The following is a 13,284-nucleotide window of genomic DNA, read 5'->3' on the forward strand; positions in this document are numbered from 1 at the left end:
GGCAAGCATCAAGCAATACGGTGATATAACTAATGAAGAACAATCAAAAAAATAAACGAATCTTGTTTAAGGTGGCAAGTGCATTTTTTGTACTACTGGTGTTATTAGTTGGTTATAAAGGCTATGGGTACTACAAATTGATGGATCCCGATCCACTTACGTACTGGGATGCAAGCAACGAAAGTAACACGAGCAAAATTTCGCATCTAAAATGGCAACAAATTTTGAGTAAGTATGTTCATCCTTCTCCAGAGCTTGGTATTAATCTATTTGATTACGGTGGTGTGAGTGATGAGGACTATGAGCTGCTAGACACATACCTCAATGAAATGGCCGCTTTAGATCCAAGAGCTTATGCAAAGGACGAACAAAAAGCTTATTGGATTAATTTGTATAATGCGATCACGATTAAAGTTATCTTGGATGAGTATCCAGTCGAGTCGATCAAAGAGACGGGTGAAGGCTTAGTTGGTTCTGGTCCATGGGATGACAAACTCATTGCAATCAACGGGGTTGAGCTAAGCTTAAACAATATTGAACATGGTATTTTACGCAGAATTTGGAGCGATAATCGCATTCATTACGGCGTAAACTGCGCCAGTGTTGGCTGCCCTGATTTATCCGCTCAAGCTTATACTTCGGACACCTTGGATGCGCATTTAGCAGAATCAGCTAAAGGCTTCATCAATAACCCCAGAGGGGTTAACTTCACCGAAGACAAACTTATACTATCGAGTATTTTTAACTGGTTTGTATCGGATTTTGGCGGCAGTGAAGAAAACTTGCTCACAGATTTACAAAAGCATGCCACACCAGATTTGGCGAAACGCCTCAGCACTTACAAGGGCTCAATCAAATATGATTATGACTGGCGTCTAAACGATACCAGCCTCTTATTGCCAGAGTCTGAAGGAGACGAATAAATGAAGCTCAGTGAGATAGACGGTGAGCTTCCTACACTGGTTATTTTCTGTAAGCGTCCTTTACTCAATCAAGGTAAAAGCAGATTGGCAACAAGCCTAGGTGCAGAAAGCGCATTGAAAGTCGCCAATGGTCTACTCAACTGCGCACTAGAGGACGCGCTCGCCTGGCCGGGGCGCCTTGTGTTAACAATTTCAAACCATGCTGACATGGCATGGGCAGAACAACTACTGGATAGAAAACTACAAGTGTTGCCTCAAATTGAAGGTAACCTTGGCGAACGAATCAATCATATTGACCGAAAATTACGGCAAGAAGGGCACCAATCATTGGTGTTTATAGGTACGGACGCCCCCGTACTAGACGGCGATCACTACTACCAAACGATTCGCCAGTTGCAGAGCAAGCATTACGTATTTAGCCGAGCACAAGATGGTGGTGTGTGTTTAATGGCAAATGCGATCCCTTGGCCAACACTATCAGCGTTGCCTTGGAGTACCTCACGTTTATGCGATGCGCTTGCCAATTGTTGCGAACAAAATTTATGTAATACAGCCTCGTATAGGGAAGCAAACCGAGCGATAGCTTATGTTAAACCAAGCTACGATATTGATGAAGAAATCAGTCTCAATCAGCTTTATCAAGACTTAGAAAAAGACAGCCGCCCTGCACGCCGACAATTGCTCGCCACATTAGACGCTCTCAACTACATTAAGGAAAATAAGCAGTATGCCTGAGACTGAAATGCTAGCACAGCAAAACAACAAGCAATCGACGACTGAAAACCAAGTTAAAGATGTGGTAAAAGACTATTATGGCAAAGTGCTATCAAGTTCACACGACCTGCAAACTGACGCATGTTGCACAGATGCATTTATGCCTGAATACGTCAAAACCGCGTTAAAAAACATCCATGACGAAGTCCTAATTAAATACTATGGATGTGGCCTCGTACTGCCAGAGGCGCTAGACGGCAAAGTTATTTTGGATTTAGGCTGCGGAGCCGGTAGAGACTGCTATGCGCTCGCGCAACTAGTTGGTGAGTCTGGCAAAGTGATTGGTGTTGATATGACCGAGGAACAAATAGCTGTTGCCAAGAGACATGTCGAATATCATCGAAAAAGATTTGGCTACAAACAAGCCAACACAGAATTTAAACTAGGCTATATTGAACGCTTGAATGAACTGGATTTAGCAGATAACAGTGTTGACATCATTGTTTCCAATTGTGTGATTAATCTATCTCCCGATAAAAACAGTGTCTTAAAAGAAGCCTACCGCGTACTTAAACCTGGGGGAGAAATGTATTTTTCAGATGTTTACTCCAGTCGCAGAGTACCTTCTCATTTAGTGCAAGATCCAGAACTCTATGGTGAGTGCTTGAGTGGCGCTATGTATTGGAATGATTTTCATCAACTGGCCAAATGCGTAGGATTTTTAGATCCAAGAATCGTGACGGACCGGCGCTTAGAAATAAACAATGACAATGTCGCAAATAAAATTGGACATATAGATTTTTACTCAGCGACATACCGTTTATTCAAACTACCAGATTTAGAAACGCACTGTGAAGACTACGGTCAGGCCGTCATCTATAAAGGCGGTGTTCCGCATCACGAAGCCTGTTTTGTGCTGGATGGCCACCATCGTATTGATAAAGGAAAAGTTTTTCCCGTGTGTGGTAATACTTGGCGAATACTAAAAGATACAAGATTTTCCAAATATTTTGAGTTTATTGGTAATTTCGATACCCACTACGGTATTTTTGCGGATTGTGGTGATTTGATCCCGTTTAACGAGAGCAAAACGCAAAGCATGACAGGAGGTGGCTGTTGTTAACTAAATTGTCGTCTTTGTCTAAGGAAAACCATATAGCTTGTAAAACTTTGCAAGACGATACAACACGCTCCAGCCGTTGGAAATACACCCCATCAGGAGAGAAGGCAGGATTCATTCAACCCCACGGTTTAAAGGAGTTGTGGTTTCATACTGGCACCAAGTGCAATCTCTCTTGTGACTTTTGTCTTGAGGGATCATCACCACAGGACAAACGACTCGCCTCTCCTAAATTTGAGGAAGTCAAACCCTACATTGATGAGGCCTTAGAACTGGGCGTAGAGCATTTTTCTTTTACTGGTGGTGAACCACTGCTGGTAAAAGACATAATCGACATCCTCTCTTATGCGGCTCAACACAGACCCTGTTTAGTGCTAACAAATGGCACTGACCCGCTGATTAAAAGGCTTGAAAAACTAAAAATATTGAGAAATGCAAAACACCCTGTTTCATTTCGTATTAGTCTGGATTCCGCGGACGAAAAGACGCATGACATGGGACGAGGACAAGGGGAATTCAAAAAAGCATTGATTGGCTTGCGACGTCTGCACAACCTAGGCTTTAAAGTATCCGTCGCCAGACATATAGCAAAAGACGAAAACATCGATCAGGTCAACGCCGCTTTTGAAGCCTTATTTAGCCTAAATGGCCTACCCTCTTCATTAAACATTGTCGCGTTTCCTGATTTTTTAACGCCTGGGGCCTTGCCTGAAGTGCCGCATATTACTGAAAACTGCATGACTAGCTATCAAACTCAAGAACAACGCAAGCATTACATGTGTGCGAGTTCAAAGATGATCGTCAAAAAAGATAATAGAATGCAGATTTACGCTTGTACTCTCGTTGATGACGATGAGGAATACAGCTTTGGTTCTGACTTACGCGCTAGTTTACAACAACGAGTGAGCATGAAGCATCACCGCTGCTACAGTTGCTTTGCACATGGCGCAAGTTGCAGCGAAATGTAGATACAAAAAAAGCAAGGTACATTTCTATACCTTGCTTTTTTGAAAACAGTTCGGCTTATAGAGCGACGATGTTCTCTGCTTGAGGGCCTTTTTGACCGTCAGTGATAGTAAACTCTACCGCTTGGCCTTCGGCTAAGGTTTTGAATCCTGAACCTGTTATAGCACTGAAATGAGCAAATACATCTGGGCCAGACTCTTGTTCGATGAAGCCGAAACCTTTAGATTCGTTGAACCACTTAACGGTTCCTTTTACGGGTGTAGACATAGTAAATATCCTGAATGTTAATAAATTTTGCCAATAAAGGCCATGTATGCTTAAAAATGGAGACTTAAACTTAATACACTGCAGGACGTCTTGTTACGTAAAAATAACACCGAAATGTAGATATTAATTAGAGACTTATTTCTAGCTTAGTGTGCAGATTATAGGTATTGGTTTACTTTGTCGAGTATTATTTTAGTTTATTTTAATTTTATTAGGTATCTACGATTCTCTTTGCAAATTAAAGCCTTATGGCTTGAAATATGCTCTGCATTATCGCGCAAATTTGCACAACAATGATGCAAAACATCCCATCTAAGACAATTCTGTTATCTGCTCTCATACAGGATATATAAAGGTTGTGATAGCTTGTATTTCAGGAATTACGGAAAACTCACTTGCTCAAACGACTGAATAGATAAGCTTTGAAAGTGCCTATCAGGATGATTTGTCGCATTTGCATTCACCTTCCCACCTTTAAACAAATAAGCAGTGGCAAGATTTGCAGCTTCTGCAGCCTTGATATCGCTGAGCTTATCTCCGATCATAATACTCATGCTTAAATCAATGTCGTGCTTTTGTGAAGCCGCAAAAAGCATCCCTGGCTTTGGTTTTCGGCAATCGCAATTTAGTTTGTATTCGCCTAAAGACTCTGTCGGATGATGAGGGCAATAAAACACATCATCAATTACCCCTCCCTTGTTAGCCACTTTATGTCGCATCCAATCACTTAAGGCAAGAAATTGCAATTCCGAGTAAAAACCACGCCCAATACCAGACTGATTTGTCACGACTATTACCTTGTAATTTGCCCTGTTTGCCCGTTTTATTAGTGTAAAAATGCCATCTACCCAATCAAAGTTTTGTTGTTGGTAAACATATCCATGATTCACATTGATCACGCCATCGCGATCCAAAAACAATGCTTTGTTTTTCACACTTACCTACTACGCTGTTTCGAACTTAAAATATAATAACCTGAACTCGGGATAAGCAACTCCGTCCAGCAGCGCCCTAAATCCCGAACTCTGCGTTGCTCAAGCTTGAAATAACTCGTTATTCCTTCACTTGAGCGCCTTGATATCGAGCTTTAGGCCACTACTGGATAGTGGATTAGACAAATGAACAAAAAATTCAAGCGTTTGCAGAATTGCTTATCCAGAGTTCAGGTTATAGTACCTTGTTTAGTCGCTAAAAAAAGCGCTTTAGCACTAAAGGATAAGCAATTTTGGGCGCTAACACATGTATAGGATAATAAATATACAGTCAGTTTGAGCTACCATTTTGCGCGAATTACACCCACTTAAAATTGCAATCGTAGAAGACAATGCTACCGCAAGAACAAATTTACGCAGCCATTTACTGAGCCTTCAAAATTTTGATATCGCCAGTTATAGCAATGGTAAAGAACTGCGAAACGGGCTTCGCGTTACTGACTTTGACGCTATCTTTATTGACTATCACCTCGGTCAAAACAAAAACGGCGTTGAATGGATCCAAAGCCTGCGGGATACCAAGCTATTAAAACCTTCGACTGGACTCATCTTTATTACATCAGACTCTATGCCAAATACTATTGGGCAGATTCTAGATATGTATCCCGACTTGATTATTATAAAGCCTTATACAATTCGTAACTTGTTATCGTCGTTCAAACACTACATGAAAGTGCGTCAACAAACTAAACCGGTATTGGAATACATTAATAAGGCCTCCTTCGAATTAGCTTTAGATTATATTGACGAAAAACTAGATAATGGAATCGAAGCGCGCTTTCGCTCTGACTTTATAAAGCTCAAGGGACGTATTTTATTGCAGGCGCAGCAGTACGAAAAAGCCGCGGATCTATACAGTAAAGTGTTAAACAAATCTCAAAATGTCATGTGGGCGCATTGGGGCTTGATAAAAAGTGAGTTTTTCATTGGCAAGTGGAATCATTGTCAAGACATGCTTGATCGCTTAATCGAGCAAAGCTTAACTAAAGACAAAGCTTACGAGTGGCTTGCCAGTGTAGAATTGGGGAAAAAGAATTACGAAAAAGCCGAAGCCTTGCTAGACAAAATTAAAGAGAGTGAACTTAGCATTCAGGCTACACGCTTAAAAACAATGTGCTACAAAATGCAAGGCAAAGCGGATGCTGCAATAAAGCTTCTCGAACGCAAGATTCAAGGTAACCTGAGTATACGAGAGCGTATGGTCGACTACACCATGGAACTCGCCCGATACCATTTACACCTCGCCGACCAAGTGCTTAAACGCCATCAAAAGCAAGACGAGGTAAATGAAGCGAAAAAACTCATTGGTCGCGCGAGCCGCAATATTCTTGACAGACATGCCGAAATGCAAAAAGACTATATGCTAGCGCTGGCGCATTTGCTCGAAGACGATTCCCAAAAAGCCCACAAAATCATGCTTGCCAACGAGCAACTTTACCGCGTTGAAGACGCCAACATCGTCACAAAAGTTGATGCAGTTAAAGTCTGGTTTGGCTTGGGTGAAAAAGGCAAAGCAAATGAGTTGTTGGAATCGTGTGATGAAGTGCTAATGTCGCAAATCAATCATATAGACAGTATCGTGAGTAACGAGCTAATTACTAGCACCGAACAATCACTGGGCATAGAAAAAAACCGCGCAATGTCGGTAAATGAACAAGGCATGTCGTATTTTCAAAAAAATCAACAAAGTAAAGCGCTGCAATGCTTTCATCGCGCATATACTATGTTTCCGGGTGTCCCTGCTTTCGCGTTGAATTTGCTGCAAAGCCTCTATGAGTGTGGGCAATACGAATACAAGGGCGTCACAGCCGACATAATCATCAATGAACTGCAAAATCTAGCACTAAACGATAAAAATCAGCATCGCTTTAACATGTTGGCGGATGCCTTGAGTCATCAAGCAAAAGCGCAATAAATCCAAGTCGCCATCACCTTTTTCATTCAATACGTTTTAGACAATTTCTGTCATATATTCCATCATCGACTTTACTTGCTGTAAGCGAACTTGATCATCTTGCAATAAAAAATCGATTGACTGCACACTCTCCATTGATTCGACGTGATCTAAAAACAACACACCATTTAAATGATCTATCTCATGTTGAGCTAATGCCGAGTACTCTCCCTCTAATTCAAGCGTTTGGTCATTCCCCAATTCATCGGTGTACGCGAGACGAATACTTTGATGTCTTTGTACTTTTGCCCTGACGGCGTAAAAGCTAAAACACTCTTCCTCGTTTATACTTAAACCGTCGGATACGTCTATGATTTCAGGGTTAATCATCGGTACGAACATCCCATCAATGCGCAATAAAATCAGTCGAACTAGGTGACCCGCTTGTGGTGCCGATAAAGCATTACCATTAGTATCCGAGATGCTTTTTATGCCATCTAAGGTCTGCTTCATGGCCTTAATAATATTTTGAATGTACTCACTCTTTATCTCAGCTCGAGAAACAGGTGCCGATACTTGCCTTAACAGGGGGTCACCCAATTGCCTTATTCTCATTTTTATCTCTCAAAAGTCTTTTTGTGTGTACGGCTGCTCTATATTCGCTGTTTGCTCACGTACTTTTTTTATTTCTTCCGCTGATACATGACCGTCGATGTCAGCAGCATTCCCCCAACTATTCCTTATGTAAGTAGCAATAGCCGCCAGTTCTTCATTATCAATATCAGGGTGGTTTTTCAAACCAGGCATAACAGCCGGCGTATTAATAAGTCGTTTATTCACCCAAATCGGTCCAGACAATCCATGTAACAGTACTTTACCCAATCTTTCCTTACTTTCAATCACCCATTCACTTGACCAAAATGTTGGTCCTAATCCGTCCACGCCATCACCGTTAACACCGTGGCAACCAGCACAAGCTGCTTTTCCGTTGTACAAAGCTTTGCCTTTGTCATATAAAGCTTGCCCTAAACTGGAGAGCTGCGCGCGGTTAGTTCGCTCTTCAGGCCGCTTACCCAAGTTATTCATTATATTCATAAAAACTGAATTGTTTATCCGCTCTCTATACCCAGCCAAAAATCTTGCCGATTCTGTTCCTAAACCACTGGCTACAGCTTCTGCAACTAAGGGTAAACCAGAAAAGCTTTCAAGCGTATTAAAAGACACTAAAAATTTCTCTGGCGCATCAAAAGCGTACATATAAGCAGCGGCATTAAGGCTTAACTCAAAATTACCAGCCATTTCCTTTAGCAAGGCTTCAATAAAAGCGGTGTGTACATTTTTAGGCAACAGCACAGCCGTCGCGACCGCCGCAACTTTCACCTTAGTGTGAGTGTCACTGAGCGCATTCAGTGCCGTTTTTAAATCGACAGCCTGCAATCCATATAAGCTCCATAAGGCATTCACTTTAGCTCGGTGGTCGTGGGTATTTGAAAGCAATGCTTTGATGTCTGGTACAACGCTGACGTCATTACTCTGCACAATTAGTCGCCTTGCGGTGTCTCTCCACCAACCATTCTCATGTGCCAGATACGGCACCAGCTGCTTGCTATTTAGTGAGTGTAACTGAGGTTGACTAGCCAGCGCTTTTTCGGAATAACGCAAGCGATAAATACGTCCCATGGTATTGTTGTGCTTATCAAGTTCACGTGCGTGAATTTGCTCGCTCAGATATGTGGTCAAAAATTCTTTGTGTTGAAGGATACCGTGATACATATCCAACAAATAGAGGGAGCCATCAGGTGCTGTATATAAGTTTACTGGCCGAAAACGCTCATCCTTAGAAGCCAGTATTTCTTTATTTGGAAAAACCTCGATACCACTCAATTCCCCCTGATTTTCTTGAATATATCGCGCCGAAATCAAATTACCAGCGGGTTCTGGGGTTATCGCCATCCCATAGTACTGTTCAGGGAAGTTGTCACCTCGATAAACAACACTGCCACTCGCGGCCGTAAAACCTCTCAACTTTCCCCAGTGCTCTCCTTGCTCTTGAATAAGGATACCGTCCATATAACCACGATTAACGCCAGGATTCATTCTGACTGAATAAATCAAATTGCTACCGATCCACTTGGCTGGCATTTTCGGCCAATATTCTGGGTTGTGCCGCAACGCGCCCGGCATTAGGTATTCCCCACTAATCGGAGAGCTATTGCCATTGTGGTAGAGGCGACCATAGTCGTCCATGGATAAGCCCCACTGCCCTCGCCAATCGCTTTTCGCTTTTACTAAAATCCAATATTGATTTCTGTATATTTCGGTCGACGAGCTCGGAATAACACCACTATGTGGTACAACGCGATACTTATCGGCACTTTTTGCATTGTAATACCAGTTATCCATACCATACAGCATGGTATTTGGCTTGTGTTCTAAGTTACCACCTTTAGCATAGTCTGGGTCAGCGACTTCGCGAATACCCGCAGAAATTATACCATTCTCTTCGATAACTTCGGCGAAAAACAGCTGTGTATGATCCGCGTAAAATATGCCCCCTTTCACCAAGGCTATCGTTCTGGGTAAAACAATGTCACTTAGAAACACCGTGCGTTTATCAACTTTACCATCGCCGTCGACGTCCTCTAACACAGCGATATTTCCTTCTGGCACATGTTCGCCCGTGCCCTGTGTATCAGGCATATAACGAGTCATTTCTGCCACCCACATACGCCCATTGCCATCAAAACTCATTGCTACGGGATTAAACACATTCGGTTCGGCTACAACATTTTCTATCGCAAACCCTTCTTGAACAACAAAAGCATCTAGCGCTTGCACCACACTCAAAATGGGTGCAGGGGGGATCTTATCTTTAGGCACAATATCTTTCATCACGTGACTCGGGCGGTCACCTTTGTTTTTGGTTGGGGTGCTTGCGTACGACACGCTGGCTTGGAAAACGAGGCAAAACAAAACAAGAAATATACTTGTCTCTTTAAGCATATTCAGCGCCAGAGTTTTCGGAGCAATAGTCTTGTTCAATATCTTTGTTTTCCTTACCTATTGTGCGCCCATCATTAGACCTAATGCACAGCCGTTATCAACTGCGCAATACTACCTTACTTACTGGATACTTTTATTTGCGCGTATCCAATATGCAATGTACCAAAATACCCCACCCAGTATGAGCGAATAGACACTCACTTTAGCCATTATGGCATCGAACCAACTAAAAGCCTCCAATACGATTTGGCTATTTTGTATAAAAATAATACCCTTTTTATCATAAAACGTAACTAAGCCAAAATAATCAGACAGTGTATTAGACAAATAAGCGACATCAATGCCAAACAAACTTTCAGCCATAAATTCCAACAAAAACACAGTCAAAATAGGCAGTATTGCCCAAAGTGCCGGCGCCTTATTTGCGTATGCAGAGGCCATGAGTAGCCATGTGTAGACAGGAAAAAGCCATAAAAAAAATGGCACGATATGCAGGTATATTAAACCAAGCGTACTAAACACCCCAGCTTCAAGCATCCTCTTTAGCACTTCAACCTGATCGTTTAAAAAGGTCACGGCAAGGACACCAGATATCAACCAGACCAAAAGCACCAAAACTGCAAATACGGTCACAAACACCAAAGGAATACATAAAGCGCCCATAAATACCTTCACTGCTAAGGTCTTAAGATCTGAAAATGGTAAAGAGCGCCAGAACATTACAGACAAATCTTTTCTGTCGTCGTACAAACAGTGAGTAAAATAACTAAACTGCGCGAAAATCATGGTCACCACAAAGGGTAAGAACAACATTAAAATGCCAGAAAATACAATAAGGCTATAATTTGACCAATCTGCACTGTTCTGTATAAGCAAGACCTCCTCTAATCTTTTTATCTGATAGCTATCGAGACTCACAGCACCCAGCGCTAGCATGCTTAAAGCCAATAGAGCAATGATGATTGGTTGCCACACAACCATTCGCTTAAATTCCCAAAATTCGCGTTGCACCGCTATAATAAAAGATGAAACATTCATGCATTTGACTCCTGTCCAATAACGCCTACAAAAATATCGACCAGTGTTGGTGTACTCACTTTACCCAGAGATGGCAGATTGGGGCTAAGGTTTGCATCGAATAACATTGAGTGCATACCCATCATACTTTGACAATAAAGAGGATGATGAGACTTGGCGAGTTCCACAGAGTGATTATCAACTTGAACCAGTTTGTATTTTTCACGAATGTAATCAGTGCTTTCACTAAGCAAAATTCGACCATCGTGGATAAATGAAACATGCGTCAAAATATTTTCAATTTCTTCAATCTGATGCGTTGTAATCAGTATTGCTTTATCTTCAGAATAAAAGTTTTCGAGTAAATGGCTATAAAACTGGCGTCTAGAGACAATATCAAGACCCAGTGTAGGTTCATCTAAAATAAGGACTTTTGCATCGATAGCCATAATTAGCGCTAAGTGCAATTGAGCAACCATGCCTTTGGATAGCGTTTTTATCTTAGCTTGCATAGGAATCTTTGTTTTCGCTAAAAATGCCTTTGACTTTTCGAGATCAAAGTTGGGGTGCACACCACACATATACTTCAGCGCTTGACTTACTTTCAACCAATTAGGCAATACCGCCACATCCGAAACATAAGCAAGATCGCGAAGCATGGCATGGCGATTCTTTTTGGGGTTGTGCCCAAGCACATCAATACTACCCTCATATGGACGTAAACCAAGTATGGCTTGAAGGCAGGTTGTTTTGCCTGCACCATTTGGACCAACCAAGCCCATTATTTGCCCAGCTTCCAATGACAGCGACAGCCCTTTTAAGACTGCTTTATTTTGGTAAGATTTAGTTAAACCTTCGACTTGAATGAGTGGATTCATAGTTTGCCTCCACTGCCTTTTGGCAATAAGTCATCCAAGGACAAATGAAAGCGAGAGATTTTTTCTAGTACCCTTGGCCACTCATGCGTTAAGAAGTTGCTTCGCTCCCTTTCTAAAATATCTAGCTGCGCTCCGGCGCGCACAAATAAACCCTTGCCACGCACTTTTTCTACAATATTTTCGTCTTGCAACATTTGATATGCCTTCGAAATGGTAATGGGGTTGAGTTCATATTCTGCTGAAACGCGCCGTACAGAAGGTAAAGCTTCGCCCTCCAAGATATGCCCATCAATTATCCGCTGGATGACCTCTTGGTATAATTGAATATAGATTGGCGAGTCAGTTTGCCAATGTTTCACAGTATTGCACTCCCGACGTTTAAGATGCAATTGGTGTTTTACATCACCAGTACACTAAAACGCAAGTAAAATTTTAAAGGAAATGAATTGTTTTAAAATATGGGCGAGGTTTATTTTTTAGGGTCTGCTGGCCTTTGGTGTACAATTTTGCAGCGGTTTGTGCTTCATTTATACAATGCAGCGCGACTGTCGTGTAGTTGTCATACATCAAGGAGCGATAAAACACTAGTCAGCGGTAAAGTAATCCCACGCTGCTCTAGCAATATCAGCAATAATCCTCTCATTGGTATTAAAATCTTCTCTTGAGTCGGTGACAAAAACGCTGATGAAAAAATGCTCACCATTTGGTAAAAAGACAATTCCAACGTTATTCACCGCTGCGGTTACGCCCGTTTTTTTATTGCGACCTGACCAACCTGTCTTGTGTGCAACAACGGTTTTTTCTGGTAAGTAGCCTCTTAGCCTATTTTTACCGGTTTTTGTGCCCTTCATGACACCCCAGATAAAATTGTGACTTTGTGGAGAAAGCTCGTTGTTTTTGTTCTCAAAAAACCTAATTAGGATGCGATTGGACTCTGCGGGGCTTGTCCAATTGAGAAACTGTGAATCCCAATCACTTTGCATGGTTTCTTCGTTGATTTTCACTTCAAAATCTTTGAATCCCAAACCTGCAAAATAATTTTCGACAACCAACGGCCCTCCGAGTAATCTTAATAGCGCGTCACACCCAGCGTTATCACTCAAAGCCACCGTGTATTCAACAATTTCTGCCAAAGGAAGTGTTACGCCTTCGGGGTATTTTTCTCGAATGGGGCTCCACAAACCCGGCAAAAGTTGGCTTTTGTCTAGGGTGATGTTCTGCTCCAGAGAAAGCTTGCCCTTGTCCACTTCGGACAGCACAACCAGCGCAATGTGGAATTTAAAAACACTTTGCATGGGAAAGCGTGCATGACTGTTGATACTTACCACATCTTTTCTATGGGGGCCGACAATTTCGACCCCTACAGTGGCGTTTTTAGTCGCGAGGAGATCTTCAATGTTTTGTTTTAGGTTAGTCACATCTTTAGCTACGGCCTGCAGGCTGATGCTAAGTAACATCACAACTGATAGAGCAGTTTTTTTAATCATATTGTTCCTTTGTATTTGAGGAT

At 42.0% G+C, this 13,284-nt stretch carries 13 protein-coding genes; 5 read left to right on the forward strand and 8 right to left on the reverse strand.

Going from position 1 to position 13,284, the window contains the following annotated elements:
* Positions 1-32 precede the first annotated feature (32 nt).
* Genes ACFOHL_RS00540 through ACFOHL_RS00555 form a run of 4 tightly spaced genes read left to right on the forward strand, consistent with a single transcriptional unit; the run spans position 33 to position 3,725 of the window.
* Positions 33-923, forward strand: coding sequence for a DUF547 domain-containing protein (locus ACFOHL_RS00540; RefSeq protein WP_376918245.1), 891 nt, complete (start codon positions 33-35; stop codon positions 921-923).
* Positions 924-1,658, forward strand: coding sequence for a TIGR04282 family arsenosugar biosynthesis glycosyltransferase (locus ACFOHL_RS00545; RefSeq protein WP_376918246.1), 735 nt, complete (start codon positions 924-926; stop codon positions 1,656-1,658).
* A complete protein-coding gene (locus ACFOHL_RS00550) occupies positions 1,651-2,760 on the forward strand; it encodes a methyltransferase domain-containing protein (RefSeq protein WP_376918247.1) in 1,110 nt (369 codons plus the stop codon). The genes ACFOHL_RS00545 and ACFOHL_RS00550 overlap by 8 nt, the downstream gene beginning before the upstream one ends.
* Positions 2,754-3,725, forward strand: a complete 972-nt coding sequence (locus ACFOHL_RS00555) for a radical SAM protein (RefSeq protein ID WP_376918248.1) — start codon at positions 2,754-2,756, stop codon at positions 3,723-3,725. Before ACFOHL_RS00550 ends, ACFOHL_RS00555 begins: the two co-directional genes overlap by 7 nt.
* Positions 3,726-3,780: 55 nt before the next feature.
* Here the strand turns inward: ACFOHL_RS00555 and ACFOHL_RS00560 are convergent, their stop codons facing one another.
* Positions 3,781-3,990: a cold-shock protein gene (locus ACFOHL_RS00560; RefSeq protein WP_376918249.1), complete on the reverse strand. Its 210-nt coding sequence runs from the start codon at positions 3,988-3,990 to the stop codon at positions 3,781-3,783.
* A gap of 380 nt (positions 3,991-4,370) precedes the next feature.
* Entirely contained in the window at positions 4,371-4,925 is a 555-nt protein-coding gene (gene gmhB / locus ACFOHL_RS00565) for a D-glycero-beta-D-manno-heptose 1,7-bisphosphate 7-phosphatase (RefSeq protein WP_376918250.1), read from the reverse strand.
* Positions 4,926-5,271: 346 nt separating this feature from the next.
* Here gmhB and ACFOHL_RS00570 point away from each other — a divergent pair, with 346 nt between their 5' ends.
* Positions 5,272-6,897 carry a response regulator gene (locus ACFOHL_RS00570; RefSeq protein WP_376918251.1) on the forward strand — a complete coding sequence of 542 codons (1,626 nt, stop codon included), beginning with the start codon at positions 5,272-5,274 and terminating at the stop codon, positions 6,895-6,897.
* A gap of 36 nt (positions 6,898-6,933) precedes the next feature.
* On the opposite strand, the gene ACFOHL_RS00575 is transcribed toward ACFOHL_RS00570, so the two are convergent.
* From ACFOHL_RS00575 to bla, 6 genes are all read right to left on the reverse strand, one after another.
* Positions 6,934-7,491, reverse strand: a complete 558-nt coding sequence (locus ACFOHL_RS00575; protein ID WP_376918252.1) for a peptide deformylase — start codon at positions 7,489-7,491, stop codon at positions 6,934-6,936.
* 9 nt (positions 7,492-7,500) lie between these two features.
* Complete coding sequence (locus ACFOHL_RS00580; protein ID WP_376918253.1) at positions 7,501-9,918, reverse strand: PVC-type heme-binding CxxCH protein; 2,418 nt, start codon at positions 9,916-9,918, stop codon at positions 7,501-7,503.
* Between the two features lie 81 nt (positions 9,919-9,999).
* A complete protein-coding gene (locus ACFOHL_RS00585) occupies positions 10,000-10,917 on the reverse strand; it encodes a hypothetical protein (RefSeq protein WP_376918254.1) in 918 nt (305 codons plus the stop codon).
* The gene (locus ACFOHL_RS00590) at positions 10,914-11,774 is read right to left on the reverse strand and encodes an ABC transporter ATP-binding protein (RefSeq protein WP_376918255.1); all 861 of its coding nucleotides are present in this window, start codon (positions 11,772-11,774) and stop codon (positions 10,914-10,916) included. Before ACFOHL_RS00590 ends, ACFOHL_RS00585 begins: the two co-directional genes overlap by 4 nt.
* On the reverse strand, positions 11,771-12,133 hold the full coding sequence (locus ACFOHL_RS00595; RefSeq protein WP_376918256.1) for a GntR family transcriptional regulator: 363 nt from the start codon (positions 12,131-12,133) through the stop codon (positions 11,771-11,773). The genes ACFOHL_RS00590 and ACFOHL_RS00595 overlap by 4 nt, the downstream gene beginning before the upstream one ends.
* Positions 12,134-12,358: 225 nt before the next feature.
* Positions 12,359-13,261, reverse strand: coding sequence for a class A beta-lactamase, subclass A2 (gene bla / locus ACFOHL_RS00600; protein WP_376918257.1), 903 nt, complete (start codon positions 13,259-13,261; stop codon positions 12,359-12,361).
* Positions 13,262-13,284: the final 23 nt, after the last annotated feature.

Source organism: Agaribacter flavus (assembly GCF_042646125.1).
GTDB lineage: Bacteria > Pseudomonadota > Gammaproteobacteria > Enterobacterales > Alteromonadaceae > Glaciecola > Glaciecola flavus.